This window comes from Chroogloeocystis siderophila 5.2 s.c.1 (assembly GCF_001904655.1).
GTDB classification, from domain to species: domain Bacteria; phylum Cyanobacteriota; class Cyanobacteriia; order Cyanobacteriales; family Chroococcidiopsidaceae; genus Chroogloeocystis; species Chroogloeocystis siderophila.
In genome coordinates this window covers 13,337-37,346 of record NZ_MRCC01000002.1, presented here as the reverse complement: position 1 = coordinate 37,346, position 24,010 = coordinate 13,337, and the positions used below count along the sequence as shown (strand labels likewise).

The following is a 24,010-nucleotide window of genomic DNA, read 5'->3' as shown; positions in this document are numbered from 1 at the left end:
AACTTTTCGTCTCCTCTTGCCTCTGATCCCCGACCCCTGACCTCTACCCATGTTCAATCGCAGTCGTCGAAATTTAGCGCGTTGGTTTACGCTTTCAATGGGAAGTATTCTCGTTATTTTTGCTGCGGTTGTTTATTATCAGGAAGTTGAAGACGAACTTGAAGTTATCGATCGCCTCCTCTACAAAAAAACACGTGCGATCGCGGCTAATGTTGATTATCGTTTTGAACAAGGTCAGCGGCGCGTCGATTTAGAAAACGTCCCTTGGTTAGGAAATACTCCCTTACCTGTCGATACCGAGTTAGTTTATGCTCGCTGGTACAACTCGCAAAAGCAAATTGTCCGTTTTTTTGGCACTCCCCCACCACCGCAACTGACAACCGCGATCGGTTTTCACACGATTAAAGACATTGACTACTTAGCACCGCAAAACCTATTTCAGCCCTGGTTGCGTCAAGTCACATTAGCCGTTGAGAAAAATGGTACAGTCATTGGCTATCTGCAAATTGCAACGCCTTTAGCCGCAGCCCAAGATTCGCTGAGTCAGCTACGCTTATTTTTAGCTTTAGCAGTACCAATCACAATATTCATCATTGCACTGACAGGTTGGTTTTTGGGAGGACTCGCGATGCAGCCAATTCGTCAGGCTTACTTCCAACTACAGCGCTTCACGGCTGATGCTTCGCATGAATTACGCACACCCCTAGCCGCGATTTTGAGCAATGCACAAGTCGGACTACTTTCAAGTGATCCCGATCAGCAACGTTTGCGTTTAGAGAAAATTGTCGAAGTTGCCAAATTAATGAGTAACTTAGTCAGTAATTTATTATTACTGGCTCGACAGCAGGGAACAATAGCCCCCGAAGCCTTGCAAGAAATTGACTTAACTCAACTGCTAAAAGAATTAGCACGTTATCAAATAGAACACAACGCAGAAACACTGAGCTTTACAAGCGATTTACCACCATATTCAGTTAAAGTACTCGCCGATGCAAGTTTGATTCAGCAAGCTGTTAAGAATTTGCTCGATAATGCTTTCAAGTATACTCCGGCTGGCGGTAAAGTTCAGTTACGTCTGACTAGCCAATCGCGCTGGGCGGTTATTGAAGTTGAAGATAACGGTATTGGTATTCCTGCGGAAGATTTACCGCACGTTTTTGAACGGTTTTATCGTGTTGATACCGAACGCACCAGGAAGAACGGTGGCTTTGGTTTGGGACTTGCGATCGCGCAGCACCTTGTAGAAGCGCATAATGGGCAAATTAGTGTTAGCAGTACCTACGCTCAAGGATCTACTTTTATAATCAAACTACCGCTTAAACCCTACTGAACCTGTCATTTTCTTGTCACAAGGATCGTTGTTAGTGTTGAATAAGGTAGAATAGACCTCCTGCGTGAATGCTGGGCGAATAAATTCGCATCTAAATAAACAAAGTCCACTTCCGCGGACTTACTACTAAAAATCTCATTTTAGTGTACGAAGGTACACTGTGCCTAGAGATCTCCGACTTCAGTCGTAGGGTATCTGCGATTCATGCAGGAGAGCTAATGATTTATTTTTTAATTTACCAATTGCCTACTTTATTGGTTATGTTTTTAGTTTATTTCATGCAAATTTATTTTTACCTTTTTCTATAGCATGTCACTGGATACCTAAACGTTGCGGTTTTTTTGTTGATGCAATTTGGAGCTACAGATGTTCTCAATCAGTCAAAACGCAATTTCAAAAAAAAGATTTACTAATTGGCTTGATTTCCTCTACAGTTTATACAGTTGTTATTCTCTTACTGAGGCAATTTAATATTCTGGAAAATCCATTTTTGAGTTAGTACTAGAGGAGGTTGATAAGACGCATCAAGACATCATTGTTATGCAAAAGTTAAGAGAATAAGACGGAGGATTTAAGGAAATCTTTAATCGTTGCTTTAAGATTGCCCTTTTCACTTTTATAAGGAAAAAAGTCTTGCGCTCGTACAAGCTGAATTTCATAATTCTCTACTCTCCCCTGCACCCTTGCACCCCTGCTCCTCTGCTGTCCTATACATATAAACCTTAAAGATAATAGTATTACTAGGAGGTTCACCTTGACTCAAGACTACAATGCTAATCTCCCTCAAACTGCATCGCGTGAAGAACTGCGCCACCTCGTACAAATGCAGCTACAAGCACTGCTGGAACAACAAAACTTTCAAGGTGCAAAAGCTTTACTTGTACCCGTACAACCTGTAGATATTGCTGAAGCGATCGAAGGGCTACCAGAAGCAATGCAAGCGATCGCGTTTCGTTTGCTGTCCAAAGATGAAGCGATCGAAGTTTATGAATATCTCGATCCTGTTGTTCAACAAAAGCTCATTGAGGAATTCAAACATCAAGATGTCTTGGATATTGTTGATAAAATGTCGCCAGATGATCGCGCGCGTTTGTTTGATGAATTACCCGCGAAAATTGTCCGACGGCTGCTGACGCAACTCAGCCCTGAAGAACGACAAGCGACGTCTTTACTTTTGGGCTATAAACCTAATACTGCTGGGCGCATTATGACCCCAGAGTATATTTCGCTCAAAGAGGGAATGACCGTAGCCCAAGCCCTAGAGCGCATTCGCAGCGTTGCTAATGTTACTGAAACAATTTACTACCTGTACGTTACCGATGCAGCACGGCGACTTGTAGGCATCTTATCGTTAAGAGACTTAGTAACAGCCCAACCAGACCAAACAATTGGTGAGGTGATGACGCGGGATGTTGTGTACGTTTATACCGAAACCGATCAAGAAGAAGTTGCACGTATTATCAAAGATTATGATTTCTTAGCAGTCCCTGTCGTTGATGCTGAACGGCGTTTAGTTGGGATTGTAACGGTTGATGATGTTATTGATATTTTAGAGCAAGAAACAACCGAAGACATTTATACGTTGGGTGGCGTTCAATCGGGTGGCGGTAATTATTTTCAAACTAACTTATTTACTGTCGCGCGCAAACGCGTCGTTTGGTTATTCGTTCTCTTAATTACAAATACAGCAACAGCGGTAGTGATTCAAAACCAAGAAGAAGTTCTTGAGCAAGTTGTCGCACTAGCAGCATTTATTCCGTTGTTGATTGATACTGGTGGTAATGTGGGCGCGCAGTCTTCTACAGTAGTCATTCGTGGGTTAAGTACTAACGAAGTCCAAGCTAACAAATTTCTAGGAGTTATATCGCGGGAAACGCTAGCAGGAGTTATTTTGGGTGTCATGCTAGCTATTGTTGTTACCGTGTGGGCTTACTTTCTTCAGGGTAATCTATCAGTGGCGATCGCTGTCGGAGTCAGTTTGTTTGCGATCGCGATTTTGGCTTCTTTCGCAGGTTCCGCGTTACCGTTTTTGTTTCGTTCGCTCAAACTCGACCCCGCTTTAATGTCAGCACCATTTATTACAACTGCGGTTGATGTGTTAGGAGTTTTAATTTACTTGTGGACAGCACGATTAATTCTCGGATTGTAAAGCTGACTTCTCACAGAACACTGTTATGCCCCCTATGGGGATGTTAACCTAAGTATAGTGTCGGTACTTTGTGGGCTATATGCGGCATCGTTGGGCGCTTCAAGTACCTACATTACCGAAATTACATATTTGAGGAATGTAAATTGGTTGCCATCCCCGAAAAACAGCAACAAGCATCTGCCCATTCTAGCAACGACCGAGTTGCCGTCTTGCTGATGGGCTACGGCGAAGTCGAAAGTTACGAAGATTTTGCTAACTATAATGAACAAGCTTTAAATCTACTAACAGCTAAATTCGCTCCAGTACCAACGTGGATTTATCCGCCTTTAGCGAAAGTACTGGCGCTATTTGACCGACATGAATGGGGTCATCAACACGATCACTTCATCTCACCCCACAACGCTATTTTTGAGCAGCAACGCGCCGGAATTGAACAGCACTTACAACAACAGTGGGGAAAGCGCATTCAAGTATTCAAAGCATTTAACTTCTGCGCGCCGTTTCTCCCAGAACAAGTCTTAACAGACATTAAAGATCAAGGCTTTGACAAAATTCTCATTTACCCGCTACTCGTTGTCGATTCAATCTTCACAAGTGGAATTGCGGTTGAGCAAGTCAACAAAGCGTTAGCAAAGCTTGCAGACGGTGACGAACATTGGGTGAAAGGACAACGCTATATTCCTTCTTTCTATAATGAACCTGCGTATATCGATTTAATGGCGCGTCTTGTTGAGGAAAAGATTGCGACTGATTTAGCCGCAGCTTACCTACCTTCACAAATTGGTATCGTGTTAATGAATCACGGTTGTCCGCATAAAGCCAAAGGATTCACCTCTGGAATTACAGAAAGTGAAGCACTATACGAACAGGTAAGAGAACAATTAATCTACCGCTATCCGCTGATTTCTGTCGGCTGGCTGAATCATGACACCCCGCTGATCGAATGGACACAGCCCAACGCGACGCAAGCCGCAAAAAACTTGATCGAACTTGGTGCTAAAGCAATTGTCTTTATGCCAATTGGCTTTGCTACCGAGAATCATGAAACTTTACTCGATGTCGATCATATCATTCATAGACTACAGCACCAGCATAAAAATATTACTTATGTGCAAATGCCCTGTGTGAATGACCATCCAGACTTTCTGAAAATGGCAGCCGAGTGGGCTAACCCTCACATCGCCGCTTTACTCTCAGAACAAGCGATCGCCGTCAACCCTCACTTAGCAGCAACGCAGGCGCATCACCACCATCATCACCACTAAAAAGTACGGGTAAGGCACTGCCTTACCCTCACAAGGCATAATTTATCTAGCCGCGAATTTATTTGCCAAGCTTCATTTCATCTGGCTCTAATAAACGAGGCTCAGTAATAATAATGCTCCATCCTTGACGCCGTATTTTCCCTTCTATTGCTAATTGTTGCAGCATTCGCGTCACTGTCACCCGTGTCGAGCCAATCGTATCGGCTATATCCTGATGAGTAATGGGTAAATCTAATAGCCGCCCCTGCTTAACATCACAACCAAACTTTTTGTCTAGCCAAATAAGAAACTCCCACAGCCTTAACATAACTGATTCTCTGCGGATGATGCAGATTAATTCATCAGTTTGTTGCATCTGCTGTACGATATCATTCAATATGCCATCCCATAAATTAGACGGCACGCCAGTACACTCTACATCAGTTAAGCATTCGATTTGAAGGGGCTGAATACGCGATATTGCTTTGCCTACGATTTCACCAGGTTTCCAATAACCTAAGACGATTAATGTTCCATCTGCCGTCCAAGTAGATGTACGTACAGCACCGCGTTCAATTTTCCACAGAATGTCTGTTTGAAGTGGAATTTGTTTTCTGCGACGAAACCTGCACTTCTGTAAGGACAGAAAAGGTGCTAAACCTGCGTCGGGTATTGCCATACTCTCTTACTGCAAAAAGTTGCAGGTTAGTACACTATATAAGCACGCTATTGCACTTAATATCGACAAGCAATAGTAGTTTTACGGAAATCTTTTGATGAAATCCTAGAATTTCTCAAAATAAACCCTAAAATTACGGTTGCAAAACATACAACAAATATGGTAATCCTACTAAGGTACATAAATGAGTTTCCTGCCAAAAAACTCTTAGCGAACCTAGTAAGCAATTTATTCACAATCGAATAACTCGTAATTCGTAATAAATTGATTTAGGTTTTAAAGCTCACACTTATCAATGAAGTAATGATTACCGTCTAATTGGTAATTCAATTAATTCTCAAGTTCCTAAACGTATAACAATTACGAATTACGAATCCTGCTACTAAGCAACGCCTTGCAGCTTACGCGTGTTTTCTACTAAACTTTGAGCGAATTGATCGAAACGTTGAGAAATTTTTTCGTCCAAAATTTTGCCGTCAGAACCGAAAGCCTTCCACGCTTGTCCGATCGCAACTTGTTCGGGAATTACCCACGCGTGTACCCAACGCATAATGACGCGTAAATCGTTCAAAGCATTACTATTAGATTGACCTCCCAATACGCTGATTAACCCGACGACCTTACCATCTAGCTGCTCAAAACTCATCAAATCTAGAGCATTTTTTAAGACACCACTTACACTTCCGTGATACTCTGGAGTTGCCAAAATTAAGCCGTCGGCTTGCTTAACCGTATTTTGTAGCTTGACCACATCAGGATAATCGGGATAGCTATCTTCTCCATTGCAAAATGGTAGTTCCATTTGCCTAAGGTCAAGAATTTCTACTTCTGCTCCCAATGCTTCTACGCGCTGTGCTACCAGTCTTAAAGCACTTTGGCTATAAGAGTCTGGTCTTAAACTACCACCAATTCCTACAATTTTTACCATCGAGTTGCTTTGTGAGGGAATCTACTTAAATATTAATTATTCTCAACAAATCTGAATTTCGGTTATCCAATCTCGTTGTGAAGCAAAGTACTCTATGTATGCAACTTATGTGCTTCTTGTAGCGACTAGATAATTAGTTGCAGTTACAGAAAAACGTAGTCGTAATGAGTATGGCTTAATTGTAGTCAAAATGCTGAGATTGTGTCAAACCCGAAATTTTGCCAGCAAAAGAACTTGAAGTATCGGTAATACTAGAGGTAGTGGTGGGAAGGCTAAACTAGATCTTGGCAAGATAAATTGTAAGTTTTTATTCACGCTCAGGCAGAACGCTCAGATGCAAGTGCTTGGGTTAAGGCAGTAGACAAAGGGCAATCAATATGAGAGGTTTGCAAAAAAAAGCATTGATGCGCCAAAGACCAGCAAGCGGTTTGGCTTTCACTGGTGCGATCGCCGCAGGTTGGATTATGTTACAGTCTACGCTTGTGGCAAGCCCAGCACTCGCGCAAAGAAGAGAGCCGAATGCTCTAACGTATGGAGAATTAATCGAAAGAATTGATGCAGGTCAAGTCGAACGCGTCGAAATTGACCCAACGCAAAGAGTTGCGAGAGTTCAACTCGAAGGACAACAAGCAGATGCGCCACCTCAAGAAGTGCCACTGCTTGACCAAAATCCCGAATTGATTGAAAGACTGCGAGCCAACCGCGTTGAATTTGAAGTGATCTCGTCTGCGGATAGTCGAGTGGCAATTGGAATCTTAGCAAATCTGCTGTGGATTTTACCATTGATGGCTTTGATGTTGTTGTTTCTCCGACGTTCGGGCAACGCATCGAATCAAGCAATGAACTTTGGTAAATCCCGCGCCCGCTTTCAGATGGAAGCTAAAACGGGAATAACATTTGTTGATGTTGCTGGAATCGAAGAAGCAAAAGAAGAACTCCAAGAAGTCGTCACGTTCCTTAAGCAACCCGAACGCTTTACCGCTGTAGGTGCCAGGATTCCTAAAGGTGTTTTATTAGTCGGACCTCCAGGAACTGGAAAAACTCTTTTGGCAAAAGCGATCGCAGGTGAGGCTGGAGTTCCATTCTTTAGTATCTCTGGTAGCGAATTCGTCGAAATGTTCGTTGGTGTTGGTGCTTCGCGCGTCCGCGACTTATTCAAAAAAGCCAAAGACAACGCGCCCTGCTTGATCTTCATCGATGAAATCGACGCGGTAGGAAGACAACGCGGTACTGGAATCGGTGGTGGTAATGATGAACGCGAACAAACACTCAATCAGCTACTCACCGAGATGGACGGCTTTGAAGGCAACACAGGAATCATTATTATCGCCGCGACGAACCGCCCTGATGTGCTCGATGCAGCATTACTGCGCCCTGGCAGATTTGACCGCCAAGTCATTGTCGATGCGCCCGATGTTAAAGGACGTCAAGAAATTCTCAAAGTCCATGCACGAAATAAAAAGCTTGACCCGAATGTGTCGTTAGATGCAGTCGCACGGCGGACGCCAGGATTTACCGGAGCCGATTTAGCCAACTTGCTCAACGAAGCCGCAATTTTGACCGCACGGCGACGCAAAGAAGCGATTACATTATTAGAAATAGATGATGCGATCGACCGCGTTGTCGCAGGAATGGAAGGGACACCACTTGTCGATAGCAAGAGCAAGCGACTCATAGCCTACCATGAAGTAGGTCACGCATTGCTGGCGACACTACTCAAAGACCACGACCCCGTGCAAAAAGTCACGCTGATTCCGCGCGGACAAGCGCGAGGACTAACATGGTTTACTCCGAGTGAAGACCAAGGATTAATTTCGCGCGTGCAGCTTTTAGCTAGAATTACGGCGACACTTGGCGGTAGAGCAGCTGAAGAAATTGTCTTTGGTAAAGAGGAAGTTACAACAGGTGCAGGTCAAGATTTACAACAACTTACAAACTTAGCACGTCAGATGGTCACTCGCTTTGGGATGTCTGACCTAGGTTTACTTTCACTCGACAACCAAAACAGCGAGGTCTTTCTAGGGCGCGATCTCATGACTCGCTCAGAGTATTCTGAAGAGATTACAGCACGTGTGGATGCTCAAGTGCGACAGATTATTTCTCATTGTCACGAGCAAGCATTAACAATTCTGCAAGAAAACCGCGTTTTGATGGATCGGCTAGTCGATTTACTGATTGAACGAGAAACAATTGACGGCGATGAATTTCGCAAAATTGTAGCCGAATACAAGCAATCTCAAGACCAAGATGCGCTTGTTGCTAGTTAGTTACAACTGAGATAATTTCAAACATAAGAGCCGATAATTTCAACTTGCAGGGTATAAATTATCGGCTTTTTATTGAGCTACTGACATACAGCAGTCGAGCTATATGTTAGGACATTTTTAAAATCTCAACATCAGCAATTTTCTTGGTTTTCACCTTCTATAGCAGTTAGCGATTTCTTCTGTTAGCTCTTAGCTTTTTTAAAAGCTTTATCGAGTAATACATTTACTCAATATACTTGTCCTAAGCTGAATGCGTTTTGCTAGACCTCTTACCATAGTAAGAGCTTTAAGCCGGCTTTTAATGATAGCGCAGATTCTCTGATCCCTTATCGAATCCTTGCAGAAGATTGTAGCGTTCTACCCGATTGCTGAGCATACATAGCTCGTAGAACAAGTGCAGGATCTACATAGTTGTTGGCGTACTTGAGCCCCCAATGTAGGTGCGGACCTGTGGTGCGCCCTGTCATTCCTACTCGACCAATTCGCGCGCCACTATGAATGTATTGACCTTCCCAGATTTGAATTCCACCCTCGCGGTCAATTAAGTAGCGATTTCCGCCCTGTGCTTCGACATGACCTTGCATATGGCAATAAGTATGCTCCCAATCACCAGATTGCACAATAACATGCGTTCCACAAGCAGTACGATCTGAAACTTTAACAACCTTCCCTGACCACCAGTTACGAATATAACTGCCTTGCGGTGCCGCGAAATCTAGCCCTCGATGAAACTCCCACCCTGAACCCCCAGTCGCAGAACGACGATATCCAAACGGGGAAGAGTAAGCTTGAAAATTTTCTACCGGAAATGAAGCATTCTGCCAAGAATTACTAGTAGCAACCTGATTTTCTTCAGCTGCTACAACTTGGATGGTGTACTGTTGCCAAATTAAGCTCGATGCACTTAAGATTCCTAACGCAGCTAGAAGAAGACTTTTTCTCAAACGAATACAATTTTTAGTGGGTTGATAACTAGATGCAGATGCTTGCTTCATACATTCACTCCTCAACATAGACAATAGTCTTCGGCTAGTAGCTTTGACAATTGATCGTCTGTAATCTCTGGGTTAGTAATACGATTGCTCTATCAGTTAAAAGTATTACTTAATGTAGTTTCACGCACATGCAAAGCACGATTGCGCAGCACTAGAAAAATATGATCGCCTTATTTGAGAACAAGGGGATCTTTCAAAGAGCAATTGAGTGGCTTCTCAAAGCAAAAGTTCCCTTCCCTGATAGAAAGATTTTTAAGCATTTTTTAATAATGTGTTTTAATAAACGAGGCTACTCTCAATCTTATTTAGGCTCCCTGCCATAGCAAACATCTAAAGAAATTAGCGTCAGATCCACTTGCGATCCAAGCGCAATTTTACTGATATCTTGCGACAAAATGATACTAAAAACTTATCGTAATACTAGAAAACATACGGTAGTGGCAGTTATGTTTTTTGTGCTTATAATAAAAGAATTTACTATAACTCTTAATTAGATTCTAAAAGTAGTTAGTCTACACCTCATGTTATTGCAAGTCACAACTGATAAGCAGCATATTTCAGTTTGGCGATCGCATGATTAATTATTTCACTAACGCTACCTCAATCTTGAAATATTAGAAATTAAGGCAACTGTAAAAGAGCCGTGCGTTATTAACAACACAGCTTGGATGAGTGATACTCGTTCGATACACTATTCGCGCTTCATAGCGCTTGAGTTTGATGAAATTAATGGGCAGGAGGAGAATCGAACTCCTATGACCGTAAGGTCGCCACATTTTGAGTGTGGTGCGTCTACCAGTTTCGCCACCCGCCCTTGGGTGCAGCTTTATGATTATAATCCATAGTGTGACTTTCTAACAAGTTTTGATAATCTCGACTTGATGCCCAACGATCGATTTCTCGTGCGCGTAGTACGGGTAGCGGATGAGTGAGTTGTGATGTCCGCGCTGATTTGAGGACTTCGCCTAATTCGGTGTTGCTGATGTCGTCATAGGCACGGGCTTGTGCAAGAAACGCATCTAAGTTGAGTTGCGGCGCGAGTGTCGGCGAACCTCCCGAAAGCTTCATCAAAAGCGACATGACGATCTTTGGATCTTGAGTGGCGAGGAGTGCGGCGCGATCGCACGTAAATTCGGCGCAGCGAACCCACTCTAAAAGTTGTGCTTGAAGTGCCTGCGCAACAAAGCCGCCCAAATTAGGCAACTGTCCTGCGGCTAAAACAACCAAATTGACTAACGTCAGATACACTCCATGATCGCACTTGAGATGACCTAATTCATGCGCGATCACTGCCTGAATTTCCTCAGGAGTCAGCAAATCTAATAACGAAGTATGCATGACAATAAAGGGCTGCTTACCACGCATGGCGAACGTGTAAGCATTCGGGACTGGGTGCTGACGGACGTACAACTGTGGCGGTTCTAAATCCAACACTCGACAAGCTTCGATTAACAGCTTGTAAAACTGAGGCAGTTGTTGCTCGCCGACTAGGATGCTTGAGGCAATATTTTCCACATAAAAAAACTGTTCTGCCATTTGTCCTAGCAGGTTGCGCACAATGATATCAGCGCCAGGGATTTGTTTGAGAGCTTTAGTTGCCTCCAAATCTAATGGATGACGAAACTCGTCGGCTTTTAAACCAATTAATTGAGTTTTAGAGATCATGCGCCGTTTTCGCTTGCGAAGGAATAGAGGTATGACAGCAGGTTAGTACCTGCTGGTGCGATCGCGTTGTGAACTAATACGCTATGTGTTCAGTATAACGAATCACAGCTTTTTCACTGCGGTTCGCAATCATCCCTTTGTGTACGATGCCAAAGTTGTGAGTCACTTCAACTCAATTGTTCATCAGTCTTTCTCAGATAAAACAGAATAACTCGTTAAACCTGCACTACCTGCATCTGCACCAGCCGGAACGCGCTCTAAGACCGCCCCTAAAGAAAGTAGTTTCACTTCTAGCTGTTCGTAGCCGCGATCGAGATGATGTAAGCACTGAATAACCGTTTTACCATTTGCTGCCAATCCAGCTAAGACAAGCGCTGCGGAAGCACGAAGATCTGTTGCGATGACTGGTGCGCCAGATAACATCGAAACACCTCGTATAAGCGCATGGTTGCCTTTAATCCGAATATCTGCGCCCATGCGATTTAGCTCGGCGACATGACGCATTCGGTTTTCAAATACAGTTTCAGTTATTAAACTATTGCCTTCACTCAGTGTGAGTAACGCCATAAACTGGGCTTGCATATCGGTAGGAAAACCAGGGTACGGCAAGGTTTCAATATCAGTTGCTTTAATCGTGTCTCCTGGAATAATGCACAAGCGATCAGGTGCTTCAGTGACAATTTGCGCGCCAGTTTCCTGAAGTTTCGCAATCACCGCAGTCAGATGCTCTGGAACGACAGGAGACAAACTAATCTCCGAATGCGTAATCGCTCCAGCGACTAAGAAAGTTCCTGCCTCGATGCGATCGGGATTGATAGTGTAGTCTGTTGAATGCAAGCGAGGAACTCCAGCGATTGTAATAGTATTTGTTCCTGCTCCGCGAATACGCGCCCCCATCGCTCGACAAAAATTGGCTAAGTCTACGACTTCTGGCTCTTGTGCTGCGTTTTCAATCGTTGTTTCCCCTTCTGCCAAGGTAGCGGCCATCATAATTGTCTCGGTAGCACCGACGCTGGGGTAATCTAAGTAGATTTTTGCGCCTTTAAGTCTGCGTTGACTTCCCGTGACGTAAGCGTGAACGATACCGTGTTCAATTTGCACATCGGCTCCCATAGCTTGTAAACCCCGAACATGGAGATCCACCGGTCGAGCGCCAATTGTACAACCACCAGGTAGGGGAATGCGTGCGACTCCTAACCTCGCGAGTAATGGACCAATGATAAAGAAACTTGCTCGTAGCTGGCTAACTAGCTCATACGGAGCTTTCGAGTGACTAATCGTACTCGCATTGATGTCTAAAACATCACCGTGATGCTCAATCTTAACTCCCAATGCTGCTAAAATTTGTCCCATGCGCTTCACATCGACAAGGTTAGGAACATTGCGAATGCGGCAATCCTCAGGACAAAGTAGGGCTGCGGCGATGATTGTCAGCGCTGAGTTTTTTGCGCCACTAATCTTGACATGACCCTTTAATGGATGCTTTCCCCAAATCTGTAGAACAGAAGCGTCAGCATCAGATAACGTGTGGGCGTTTGGTAAGCCGTGAGAGGTAGTAATAGGTCTATCCTCCGTAAAGAATTCGGTACTTTTACAAGTTCAAAGTTGGTTTTGATTCTACATTGACATTTGCAAAAGTTAAACCTTCTGAGTCATCGCATATTAATTTCATCGTTGCTTGAAACAAAAGAGTATTTACACGATTGTCTTATTTTTCAATGAATGATAAAGTTTACGGTTTTGAACATTGCGATCGCCAATAAAAAGCAGAAAGTATTTACGAATGTGATGTCGTAGGAGGTTTTGACCCACTGCGCTATGAGGGGTTACACAATTTCGTCCTTACACCAGCGTTTCTAGGTCATTGCTAGAAGTCTGCCCTCTGCGTTTTGCGTTCTTAACATCCCGAACTAAGACAAACTAATATTGACACTTAGACAAATTTGAGTGATAATGAAAAGCTACGTTAAAAATATACGAGCGGAACTGGCGGAATTGGCAGACGCGCTAGATTCAGGTTCTAGTGCCGCAAGGCTTCCGGGTTCAAGTCCCGGGTTCCGCATTATTTTCTGTATAAATAAACATTACAGACAGTGCGTTGATTAGTTCAGTTATGCTCTTAGGAGAAATGCTGCTAAAGAAATTTGCAAGCTAGTAGGTTTAATACCTTCATTCGCAATCAGGTTAAGCTTGTTAGTATCCTCCACAAGTTGAATCACAAAATTTCCATCGTCTAATAATGATGAAAAACTAAGTTTTATCCAGGTATAAATCCAAATACACCAAGCTGTTTCAGGCTTAATAAGCTGTGCATTTAGCTAATAATTCCTGACCGCGATCGCCCATTTGTTCTAGGTGTTGAAAATTTTTTTGCCTAGCTAAAAGTAAAGGTGTACTCCTGTACTCTGCCCGTTCCCCCAACGATTAATTGAAGAACAGGTAACACCTAATTCAGCCGCAAACTGTTCTTGTGTCAGCGCAGTTTCTAACCGTATTTCACGAATGAGCTTCCCAGTTTGTGGCTGATTCATTTCTAAAGTTTTGACTGACATCTAACTTTTAATCTCCAGCTTGGACACTACATGACGTAGCACTTGACGTATCACGTTGCGCATCATATTTGCTAGAAATAGTCACTGTCAGTAGTAAAACTGCGTAAACTAAAATCTAAGAAATTTACCGATAATTTATGAAAACTTTAAACTTAATTGCGGACAATACGGAAAAAATATTAAAATTTTGGCTTTGCTGAATCAATGTATAAATTGCTAATCCAGATGCCCTTCGACTGAAGTCGGGGCTACCAAAACGAAGTGTGCCTTCACACACTAAAATAAAAGTGTTATCAAAAAATATACGGAGGAAATAGGGTTTATTTAGCTGCGAATTCATTTGCGGTTCTCTTCATGTAGGAGGTTTACATAATTCAAGAATTATTCATACTCTTATCTGGTAACATCGAAATTTTTAATTCTGAGATATCAAAGTAAAAAAAAATGCTACAGATGTAGATAGGCGATCGCACTTAAACTTCTCTTGACCACTAGTTAGCCGCATACTAAAAAATCGCGCAATTCATCTCGCCATAAAGAAGCTATTTTTTGATCAAAATACTCTATCAAGTACTTGTTGATACTGAAATACAAAGATTTTTGCTAAAAATTGCTTTCTCTAACAGTGTAAGAACGGATATTTAGTAAATTATCCACAAAAGATTCTAGATACGAAAATACTTTTTATAAAAATGTCAGAAAAACTAAAATTATTTTCCTACGATATCCGTATTCTTACGAAGTTGAAATATAAATTTGTTAATAATCAAAGCTAGCTTAAAGAATGAGTTTTAATCACTTATTCAGTTACCATTATCTGGCTAAGAAGATGTGATTGCACAAGCCTAGCTCCCCCATCCTAAAAACCTCTAAAATCAAAGTCCCCAAGATTGGGGGATTTAGGAGGCAATCAGGAGATTTACGGGGTGAATGAACTATCCAGAGCACTTCTTAGACATCCTATTTACGGGTTAAAGAAGGACGTAAAAATGCGCGTAAAGCAAAAAACTCAACTTGAAAAAGTCCCCTGTAGCTGATAACTTTGAATTCACTCGGCTGTAGCCTGCTACAAATTGTATGCTCACTAGTTTGCAAAACCCGCTAGTCAAGCAGCTTCGCAAGTTGCATTCCGCAAAAGAACGGCGGGACCAAGGCGTATTTTTAATCGAAGGAACGCACCTACTTCAAGAAGCTTGTCGGGTAAAGTACCCTTTAGAGACTGTGTGTTGTACTCCAGAGTGGCAAAGTCGCAACCCAATAATATGGCAACAAGCTAATCAACAAGCACAACGCGGGGAAATCGTCAGTGAAGAAGTTTTACAGGCGATCGCCACAACTGTAAACCCTGATGGCGTTGTCGCAACCGCACACCGCAGTTTGGATCGCATCCAAGTACCGTACAACGGTTTAACTCTAGCTTTAGAAAACGTGCAAGACCCAGGCAATGTAGGGACAATCATTCGTACGGCTACAGCAGCTAGTGCGAGTGGATTGTGGTTAAGTGCCAATAGTGTCGATATCTACAACCCAAAAGTTTTAAGAGCTACAGCCGGACAGTGGTTTCGTTTGCCGATCGCTGTCAGCGCTGATTTAAAAACAACGGTGCGCGAATGTCAACAAGCAGGAATGCAGGTCATCGCTACACAAGCAGATGCACCATTAACTTACTGGGAAGTAGATTGGCAGCGCCCTAGTGTCATCTTGCTGGGAAATGAAGGCGCAGGCTTATCCGCTGAATTAGTTGCGCAAAGCGATCTTTGTGTCAGAATTCCGCAAAACGCAGAAGTCGAATCTTTGAATGTGGCGATCGCAGCTGCTTTGATGTTGTATGAAGCGCAACGCCAAAAGATGTTTTCGACGGCACAATAAAGTTGTTTTGCGACTTGTTCGCAATATCTCTTTCTTTAGTTGCTTTTTTCTCGCGCACTACCTTGGCAAGATAAGCATAATCATTTTCAATAAGTTATAGAAGCAACAAGTCTTCGCCTGCTGTGCTTACGGGAATTATTTTATGACTCTGAACAATAGTGAGAAAATTTCTTATTTAATCAAAAAGTTGAATAGAAAGTAATTCTCAAAATTAACTCTAACACAGTGCGACAACTTCAACTTACAGTGCGAACTTGATAGCACAACAACTTTAGACCACATTTGACAGTTTGATACATCAGTTTCAGTTAATGATTTATGCAAATCTCTAGGGGCATTTCAGCACATCGACCACCGTTATTTCTACTTGTTGCAGGTGCAATTACTGCGGTTGCTATTGCGATTCCGTTAACGTATTTAGTCATTCGCACGGCGGGTGTCGGTAGAGAAGAATTATCTGATTTGCTCTTACGTCCGCGAACTGTGACGGTGTTACTCAACAGCGCTGGAATGGCAGCAGCCGTTACGATATTTTCTGCATTGATTGCAATACCACTAGCGTTTTTAACCATCAGGACAGATTTACCTTGGCGGCGATTTTGGTTAATTGTGACGACTCTCCCTTTAGCTGTTCCGAGTTATGTAGGTAGCTTTGCTTTAATAGCAGCATTTGGACCAAGAGGCAGCTTATTGCAACTATTGCTAGAACCATTAGGAGTGCAACAGCTACCTAGCATTTATGGCTGGTTTGGCACAATTTTAGCCATCACTTTATTTACTTACCCATATATTTTGTTGAGTGTCCGTGCAGGATTACACGGAATTGATCCCGCCATCGAAGAAGCTGCGCGGAGTTTGGGATATAGTAGACGAGACACATTTTTTCGCGTCATCTTGCCGCAGTTGCGTCCTTCGATAGTTGCCGGATCGCTTTTAGTTGCATTGTATGCGTTACGCGATTTTGGTACGCCCTCGCTGATGCGGTTTGATGCTTTTACACGCGTCATCTTTCTGCAATACAGGTCGAGTTTTAACCGCAATTTAGCCGCTGCCCTCGCTTTAATTTTGGTCGTATTAGTGTTAGGAATTTTGTGGCTAGAAAATAAGGCGCGATCGCGGGCAAGGTACTATAGTCGCGGTGCTTCTCGCCGTGCTTTACAAATCAAACTCGGATATTGGAAACTACCAGCGCTTTTGTTTTGTGCAGGAATTACGCTGATTAGTTTAGTGTTACCCGTTGGCGTGACTTTGTTTTGGTTGATTCGCGGCTTAACGGTGGGCGGTGGAGATGCAGTTAATTTGGCTCAAGACATGATCCAACCTGCGCTTAACTCAATTGGGGCAGCGGCACTCGCGGCGATCGCGGCAACAATTTGTGCATTACCCGTGGCTATTTTGGCAGTGCGTTTTCCCAGCCGGATAACTGCTATAATCGAGCGCTGTAGCTACGTCGGCTTTGGCTTACCAGGAATTGTTGTTGCATTATCGCTCGTGTTTTTAGGCGCTAACTATCTTCCTTGGATTTATCAAACTTTACCAATCCTGGTTTTTGCCTATTTAGTCTTATTTTTACCACAATCAGTCGGCACAGTCCGTAGTTCGCTGTTGCAAGTCAATCCCCAACTCGAAGAATCTGCCCAAGTCTTAGGAAGAACTCCGTGGCAAACTTTGCGGGAAATTACCTTACCACTCGTCCGCCCAGGAATATTAAGTGGAGCAATATTGGTATTTTTGACCGCAATTAAAGAGCTACCTGCAACATTGTTACTCGCGCCGATTGGTTTTTCAACACTCGCAACCAAGATTTGGACAGCAACAGAAAACGTTGCGTTTAGCGATGCCGCAGCGGCAGCGTTGACGATGTTGTTAGTTTCCTGCGGATCTACTTTATTTATGCTTTCTCAAGAGCAATAGTAGGAGGTTAATTGCATTTTATGGGACACGAGCAAGTTATTCTTCGCGTCGATGATGTTACGAAACAGTTTGATCAACCACCACCAGCGGTTGCGAATGTCAGCCTTAATCTTATTCAAGGAGATTTACTTGGTTTACTAGGTCCATCAGGTTGCGGTAAAACAACGTTGTTACGGTTAATTGCTGGGTTTGAGCGTCCGCAATCAGGAAGAGTCGAAATTGCGGGAAAAACTGTCGCTGGTGCGCATTGGATACCTCCAGAACAGCGTTCGGTAGGCATGGTGTTTCAGGATTATGCACTATTTCCGCACTTAACCGTAGGTGATAATGTTGCGTTTGGTTTGCGATCGTCGCATAAAAAGCGCAGCGATCGTGTCGATCAACTTATAGAACTTGTCGGATTAGCAGGATTAGAAAAACGCTATCCGCATGAATTATCCGGCGGACAACAGCAACGAGTCGCTTTAGCACGCGCCTTAGCACCAGAACCCGCCCTGATTTTACTCGATGAACCGTTGAGTAATCTGGATGTGCAAGTCCGCTTGCGCTTGCGCGAGGAATTACGCGAAATTCTCAAAGTAACCGGAATTTCGGGGGTTTTTGTCACGCACGATCAAGAAGAAGCCTTAGCGATCGCCGATCAAGTCGCAGTGATGCGTCAAGGTAAAATTGAACAACTAGGTACACCCGAAGAAATTTATACGCATCCACAAACACGCTTTGTTGCAGAGTTTGTCACTCGCGCCAACTTTCTACCAGCCAAGCGCCGAGGACACCTGTGGGAAACCGAAATTGGCTGTTTTACCGCGCGCAAAGAGACAGAACAAGGAGAAACAGGCGACTTAATGATTCGCGAAGAAGATTTAATCTTACAACCTGCGGATAGTGCGCCTGTTATTATTCACACTCGTAGGTTTTTAGGACGCGAATACCGCTACTGTTTGCACACTGCATCGGGTAAAAGATTACACGCGCGCACATCAGCCGAAGTCGTCTTACCAGTAGGAACGCGAGTCGAGTTAGCCGTTGCTGAACAAGCAATTAGGTTTTTTCCAACCAATGCGGTATCAGAGAATTTGGTGATGAATTCAGTTGGTTCGCATTGATTTAGCGGAGCATACTTACATCGTGTCGTTGACTAGGTGCAGGTCGGGTAATGGTTAATGGCACAGCACTTAGCGTTTCTTCTGTTAGCATTTAGCAGTCAAATAAAAGCTAATAGCCAATAGCTAATCACTATTCAATGACCAATGACCAGTTACCAAACATCAACCTTATCGTTACGTTTGTTTTTACCCACTTAGCCTTTAGTATTTGTGAGTGTCAAGCGTAATTACTAGGAACATTAGAAAAAAGATGAGATTACTTAACGAAATATATCTTTAGATAGAAGAAAAAAGCATTACTCTAGACAGAGCCGAGGACGCGATCGCAGAAGTTATTCTAAAGACGATTCGGGTGTTGGGTAATTAAAGCTACTTTAAAGCTACGTAATAACCGCAACAACATCTACCGTTTTTATCTCGTTCATCTCTGTGAGGAGAGTACTTTTAAAGCTATGTCTACTAACCCTAACGATTACAAAAGTTATAACCGCGAACGCCAAGAGACACGCACTGATGCAAATGGCAATACTCACACTACATGTACAAACGAAACTGTAAGCGGTGGTAATAACGCAGAAGCTTACCGCGAAGGGTATGTTCAAGGTCAAGTATCCGAAAACCTCTATCAAGAAGAAGTTTTAGCAGCAAGAGACAATGAAAACGCCTCGCGGGGGTTACTTCTTGGTATTCTCCTTGCTTCACTCGCAGCTTTAACCGCAGGCGGAATTTGGTTACTCAATCAACGCGAAGAACCTGTACCTACCAACACAAATATCGTCGTTCCAGCACCGCGTCAGGAACCATCACCCGCAGCAAGTCCTGCTCCCGAAAACCAAACGACGATTATCGAACGCACAACCGAAGTTCCCGTTCCGGTTCCTGTTCCTCAGCAACAAGCCCCAGCCCCTCAAGCGCCAGACATCAATATTACTGTTCCTAGTCCGGCTCCACCCGCACCAACAACACAGCCAGAACCTACACAACCACAGACACAAGAAAGTAGTAATGTTCCTGCACAAGCTGTACAAAGCAGCAGCGATACCGTTGCTTCGCCTGAAAGTACACCAGCAACGAGTACAACAGAGAGTAGTTCTGGAGAAACTAGCAATACAAGTGCTCAGTAAACCGCTTGTACGAGTCTTTAACCCCCACTGTATCTTCTTCCCAGAATTAGGGGCAATTGAGAGCAGACGAGGGTTTCTAAGTAACTTCAACCCCGATGTGGATTCGCGCGTACTCGGTAGCAAACTAGAAAAAGATCTTGCGAGAAGCCACTGCCGCTGATTTTGTAAACTAGTTTACAAAAATATTACAAAAAATGAATGTCAATAAACTTTACTAAATCGGAAGCTTATTCTTAAAAAAGGGATGCTAATTTATAAATCAAGGCACTAAACAGTTGATTAATAAAAAAATTAATTAGTACCTGTGCCTCCTGTACTAATCACACTGCAATACCGTCAAGTTTCTTGACATCCAATTGTTTTAGTTTCACCCTTGTATTCATTATTTATTGTTAATTATGGAGGTGTTTGAACATACAGCCGAAACGACTATTTGGATAGTTCTGGATGTACAAAGCTTGATAAGTGAATTGCAGATAACGTCCACAGTAGTAAAGAACATTAGTTGATTTTATTTCTAAAGTCGCCAACTCTAAAGACAATAAAACTTCTTTAACCCGCTGTAAGTTGCTAATTCATTCTGGTAGCTTGGCGGGTTAACTTTATGTAAATAGCAATTGAAGAGGTATTTAGAACATGGAAAAAGATCAATTCTATTACTAGACCTTCTGCATGAATCACAGACGCCCTCCGACTTTCTTCAGGGCTATCCAAGCAAAGTGTACCTTCGTACACTAAAACAAGATGTTTGAGAGGGTAAGGCATGCCTTACTCGTAGTCCAGGGTTTATTTAGCTAGCGAATTTATACGAGATGGCATTCACGCAGAAGGTTTACTGATGAGTGATGATTAAAATAGTGAGTGTAGGTGAAGGGTGACTAGCAACTAAGCACTAAGTTTTTAAGTTGTCTATCTAGTGCTTAGCCAATAACCTGAATTGGCCCTTCAACATTGCCACTAAAAAATTGTTGAATGAGAGGATTGTCAGAAGTATCAATATCTTTTACAGAGCCTTCCCACTGAACTTTTCCTTGGTAGAGAAAGACAATACGGTCTGCGGTACGGCGGATCGTACTATCTTGATGGGTGACGATCGCATAAGTACTACATACCCCAGTTGTGCATTGTAGCTGTCGAATCAAATTTTCAATAACTGTAGATGCAATTGGATCAAGACCGGCGGTAGGTTCATCGTAAAGTAAAACCGCTGGAGAGTCCTTGACATTATCGGGATTAGACATAATTGCACGAGCAAAACTGACACGCTTACGCATTCCGCCGGAAAGTTCACTTGGATAGCGATCGCCAACTCCGGTTAAGCCGACCATTTCTAATTTTTGATTAACTAACTCGCGAATTTGCGATCGCGATAGTTGTGAATGTTGATAAAGCAAAAAACCAACGTTTTCTTCGACGGTTAATGAATCAAACAAAGCTGCCTGCTGAAATACCATCCCAATACTAATAGGATCGGCAGCATCTTCAATGAGTCCTTTGCGCTGCTGTCCTTGGATATAAACTTCTCCTGCATCTGGTGCTAGCAATCCAGCAATAATGCGTAATATTGTAGATTTACCTGTACCCGAGGGACCAATAATCGCTAAGGCTTCTCCTTGATAAAGCGTTAAATCGGCTTCATCTAAAACGACATTGTTACCGAATGCTTTACTCACGCCTTTAAGTTCAATGATCGGCTCAGCCATTCTTAAGAGGTTGGGGGTCGGGGTCAGAGGTCAGGGAAGCATGGGAGACTGAGGGTTGTAAAACTTTCTTTCAGTTCAAAACTCACATATCTAAAACTAATAATAATGCCTCCCAACGTTTGCACTTTCCAGAACTAGCCACTCACTCCTCACTCCTCTAAGTTACCTGATAAATGAAGTTGAAGCTTGCCCACGCGTTGACGTCTAAAGCGTAGGTATCAGGGGCGGCTCCAATTGTGTCGGGAGCGATCGCGCTTGCTGTTTGTAAGTCGCGTAGTAGGGCTTGGGTAACTTCTAGAGGGTTTGACAAGATACTAACGTATTCTTCACCGCGCAGATCTTCGCGTGCAGCATCCAAAGCAGTAAGCGTTTGAGTAAAAGGACTTCTACTGAGAATCAGCTGAGTTTCGCAAACCGCAGGTGGTCCGTGCAGTATCCACTCAAAATCAATCTCGGTTCGAGGTACGCTTATAGTTGTCTCTGGCGCGATCGCCAACTCTTGTGTCGATGCGGTATCGGTAGAACCAGAAGCAGCAAGGGCTTTTCCTGGATAAAGGACGATCGCATTTTTGCTGCTATCTAAGCCTAGCAGTAATAAGTAGACAGGGCGATCACCATGATTAGTTATTTTATATTTAATCCGGCTGCCGATCGATAACGATGGAATACCTGAAGTCGTCGAAACAATGCTTGGTGTCGTACTTTCGACTCGGTTTTTCGCTTGCAATCGCTGTGTTTCGCGCTCGATAATTGGCTGTTTTGGTGCGCTGACAACTTCGAGTGTTGCCTTAATATCTAAGTCAGAAGTTTCATTACTCGTTAGCCGCCACCACTTTGCTGCTAAAAGTGTTTGCAATTTCGGAATTAAGCGCTGTACGGCTACTTTAACGGCTTCTCCAGCTTCACCCGCAGTATTAGGAATTAATTCGTGGGATAGCGTAAATAACCCGTAACGGCTAGCGGTAGTTGATTGAGTATCGTCTTGAATTCGACCAAACAGACAATCTGCGAGTTGTTCTCCTGAAGTTACTAACGTTACAAAAGAAGCGGTAGCAAACGCGCTGGTCGCATCGACGCGCTCGATGCGTTCGAGTCCAGGGTCTAAGGCAACGTTAAGATTAATATTGCGTGGAACGATGCGAATCGCCTCTTGAACTAATTGACCTGGTTGTAGCGTGTTGGTATTTTCATTGTCTGCAACCAGCAAAGCTTTTGCGGTTAACCCTGCGCGCGATCGCATTTGTAGCTGCGCTTGATCTACACCTGTTTCACTGCTAGAAGGTGTCACAACTTTAAACCGCGAGTTGACGCCGTAGTACTGCAAAAGCGTTGGCTGTAATCCTGCCAACCATAATTGTGCTGCTTTACCGTTATCTCCTACAGCGATCACGACACCATCAGCGCTGACATCAGTATTAGGCGTAAAGTGAAGTGCGATATCAGCTTGTTCTTGACTTTTTTGCCCGCACAGTTGTGGTTGCTGTTTTCCGACAACTTGCTCGACAACACTACTTGCTTTACTTAAGCTCACGTGAATCGTTGTTGCTGGGGTTGCTTCCCACAGTGATTGAGTTAAGGCATAGGTAAATAACCCTGCGCTAAAGCCACTCCATTGCGCCTCAGCAGCAGGTTGATCTGTTTGCGATGCAGTGATAAATAATCCTGGTAAATCGAGTGCAGCATGAGGCGGAACGAGTAACCGATATGGTGCGATTTTATCGATAAGTTGTTGCTGAAGTTCTAGTTCGAGGGGATGAATTTGCGCGGGCGCGATTTGTGGTGATGAACGAATTCGCAAGTTCCCGAAGGGTGCTGTAGGAGGTGTATAAAAGCTCGTATCGAGAATTGTTGTTACATTCTCTGTCTGAAGCGATCGCAACATCAACCACAGCGTTTCTTCTAAAACATCATTAACGATTGGCTCGGCTGACGAAGTGATAGGACTATCCACCGGTACTAAGCTACTGATGGTGGAGTATAAAGTTTTAGATGCTAGCAGTTGGCTGAGTTCGCTATTCTCTTGTAGATTCTGATCTTCTACGTGTTCCTCCTCAAGTTGAATGCGACGTCCATAACCGCTGTAGTGAAACACAACAATATCGCCTGGTTGTGCTTGTTCAACTAAATGCTGCATAAATGCGGCTTCAATTTGCTGCCGAGTTGCTTGTTGATTATGCAATACAACAATATCTGCTGGTTGAAAGCCGAAACGATGAATGAGGAGTTCTCTTTGAAGTTCAACATCAGTCGTACAACCGTTAAGCGGCGTAACCGAGTATTCATTAATACCAATCAACAACGCCAATTTTCGCGAGGTAGATTGTGCCAAAGCCGAGCCGTAGCGATCGCTCAACCTGAACAAATCAAACTCGCTGATCCCTAGCGTGGTAACTATCCCGCCAACTACTTTTAAAAAATCCCGCCGCTTCATATTTTAGCTATTAGCCATCAGCTTTTAGCCTAACAGAGACTAGGAGTGAGAGAT

General features: G+C 43.4%; 17 protein-coding genes and 2 tRNA genes. 10 read left to right on the top strand and 9 right to left on the bottom strand.

All coding sequences use genetic code 11. The annotated features are described in order from the left end of the window. Positions 1-49: 49 nt before the first annotated feature. The 4 genes from NIES1031_RS01995 (at position 50) to NIES1031_RS01975 (ending at position 4,744) form a co-directional block, all read left to right on the top strand. On the top strand, positions 50-1,330 hold the full coding sequence (locus NIES1031_RS01995; RefSeq protein WP_073547864.1) for a sensor histidine kinase: 1,281 nt from the start codon (positions 50-52) through the stop codon (positions 1,328-1,330). Positions 1,331-1,523: 193 nt separating this feature from the next. Continuing rightward, entirely contained in the window at positions 1,524-1,829 is a 306-nt protein-coding gene (locus NIES1031_RS26585; protein WP_073547863.1) for a DUF7980 family protein, read from the top strand. A 255-nt stretch (positions 1,830-2,084) separates the two neighbouring features. Continuing rightward, entirely contained in the window at positions 2,085-3,479 is a 1,395-nt protein-coding gene (gene mgtE / locus NIES1031_RS01980) for a magnesium transporter (protein WP_073547861.1), read from the top strand. Between the two features lie 143 nt (positions 3,480-3,622). Next, positions 3,623-4,744: a ferrochelatase gene (locus NIES1031_RS01975; protein WP_073547860.1), complete on the top strand. Its 1,122-nt coding sequence runs from the start codon at positions 3,623-3,625 to the stop codon at positions 4,742-4,744. 58 nt (positions 4,745-4,802) lie between these two features. On the opposite strand, the gene NIES1031_RS01970 is transcribed toward NIES1031_RS01975, so the two are convergent. Both NIES1031_RS01970 and NIES1031_RS01965 read right to left on the bottom strand, forming a co-directional pair. Further along, positions 4,803-5,402 carry a Crp/Fnr family transcriptional regulator gene (locus NIES1031_RS01970; protein WP_073547859.1) on the bottom strand — a complete coding sequence of 200 codons (600 nt, stop codon included), beginning with the start codon at positions 5,400-5,402 and terminating at the stop codon, positions 4,803-4,805. A 382-nt stretch (positions 5,403-5,784) separates the two neighbouring features. Further along, positions 5,785-6,330 (bottom strand): NADPH-dependent FMN reductase, encoded by a 546-nt coding sequence (locus NIES1031_RS01965; protein ID WP_073547858.1) that lies wholly within the window; start codon positions 6,328-6,330, stop codon positions 5,785-5,787. Between the two features lie 404 nt (positions 6,331-6,734). On the opposite strand from NIES1031_RS01965, the gene ftsH reads away from it, so the two are divergent. Then, complete coding sequence (gene ftsH / locus NIES1031_RS01960; RefSeq protein ID WP_330219935.1) at positions 6,735-8,597, top strand: ATP-dependent zinc metalloprotease FtsH; 1,863 nt, start codon at positions 6,735-6,737, stop codon at positions 8,595-8,597. Positions 8,598-8,923: 326 nt separating this feature from the next. On the opposite strand, the gene NIES1031_RS01955 is transcribed toward ftsH, so the two are convergent. The 4 genes from NIES1031_RS01955 to murA all read right to left on the bottom strand — a co-directional run bounded on the left by NIES1031_RS01955 (position 8,924) and on the right by murA (position 12,817). Next, complete coding sequence (locus NIES1031_RS01955) at positions 8,924-9,592, bottom strand: M23 family metallopeptidase (RefSeq protein ID WP_073547856.1); 669 nt, start codon at positions 9,590-9,592, stop codon at positions 8,924-8,926. A gap of 730 nt (positions 9,593-10,322) precedes the next feature. Continuing rightward, positions 10,323-10,406 (bottom strand) — tRNA-Leu (locus NIES1031_RS01950). Beyond that, positions 10,385-11,257 (bottom strand): M48 family metallopeptidase, encoded by an 873-nt coding sequence (locus NIES1031_RS01945; RefSeq protein WP_073547855.1) that lies wholly within the window; start codon positions 11,255-11,257, stop codon positions 10,385-10,387. The genes NIES1031_RS01950 and NIES1031_RS01945 overlap by 22 nt, the downstream gene beginning before the upstream one ends. A gap of 183 nt (positions 11,258-11,440) precedes the next feature. Next, positions 11,441-12,817, bottom strand: coding sequence for a UDP-N-acetylglucosamine 1-carboxyvinyltransferase (gene murA, locus NIES1031_RS01940; RefSeq protein ID WP_073547854.1), 1,377 nt, complete (start codon positions 12,815-12,817; stop codon positions 11,441-11,443). 420 nt (positions 12,818-13,237) lie between these two features. Here murA and NIES1031_RS01935 point away from each other — a divergent pair. Continuing rightward, positions 13,238-13,319, top strand: a tRNA-Leu gene (locus NIES1031_RS01935). 316 nt (positions 13,320-13,635) lie between these two features. Here the strand turns inward: NIES1031_RS01935 and NIES1031_RS01930 are convergent. Continuing rightward, complete coding sequence (locus NIES1031_RS01930; RefSeq protein WP_218596637.1) at positions 13,636-13,809, bottom strand: helix-turn-helix domain-containing protein; 174 nt, start codon at positions 13,807-13,809, stop codon at positions 13,636-13,638. 1,077 nt (positions 13,810-14,886) lie between these two features. Between NIES1031_RS01930 and NIES1031_RS01925 the strand changes: the two genes are divergently transcribed. The 4 genes from NIES1031_RS01925 to NIES1031_RS01910 all read left to right on the top strand — a co-directional run bounded on the left by NIES1031_RS01925 (position 14,887) and on the right by NIES1031_RS01910 (position 19,822). Then, a complete protein-coding gene (locus NIES1031_RS01925; RefSeq protein ID WP_073547853.1) occupies positions 14,887-15,678 on the top strand; it encodes a TrmH family RNA methyltransferase in 792 nt (263 codons plus the stop codon). 318 nt (positions 15,679-15,996) lie between these two features. Next, positions 15,997-17,592, top strand: a complete 1,596-nt coding sequence (locus NIES1031_RS01920) for an ABC transporter permease (RefSeq protein ID WP_073547852.1) — start codon at positions 15,997-15,999, stop codon at positions 17,590-17,592. 20 nt (positions 17,593-17,612) lie between these two features. Beyond that, positions 17,613-18,698 carry an ABC transporter ATP-binding protein gene (locus NIES1031_RS01915; RefSeq protein WP_073547851.1) on the top strand — a complete coding sequence of 362 codons (1,086 nt, stop codon included), beginning with the start codon at positions 17,613-17,615 and terminating at the stop codon, positions 18,696-18,698. A gap of 452 nt (positions 18,699-19,150) precedes the next feature. Further along, the gene (locus NIES1031_RS01910) at positions 19,151-19,822 is read left to right on the top strand and encodes a hypothetical protein (RefSeq protein WP_073547850.1); all 672 of its coding nucleotides are present in this window, start codon (positions 19,151-19,153) and stop codon (positions 19,820-19,822) included. A 920-nt stretch (positions 19,823-20,742) separates the two neighbouring features. On the opposite strand, the gene NIES1031_RS01905 is transcribed toward NIES1031_RS01910, so the two are convergent. Together NIES1031_RS01905 and NIES1031_RS01900 are read right to left on the bottom strand one after the other, a co-directional pair. Continuing rightward, positions 20,743-21,525 carry an ABC transporter ATP-binding protein gene (locus tag NIES1031_RS01905; RefSeq protein ID WP_073547849.1) on the bottom strand — a complete coding sequence of 261 codons (783 nt, stop codon included), beginning with the start codon at positions 21,523-21,525 and terminating at the stop codon, positions 20,743-20,745. A 157-nt stretch (positions 21,526-21,682) separates the two neighbouring features. Next, positions 21,683-23,956, bottom strand: a complete 2,274-nt coding sequence (locus NIES1031_RS01900) for a caspase family protein (RefSeq protein ID WP_073547848.1) — start codon at positions 23,954-23,956, stop codon at positions 21,683-21,685. Positions 23,957-24,010: the final 54 nt, after the last annotated feature.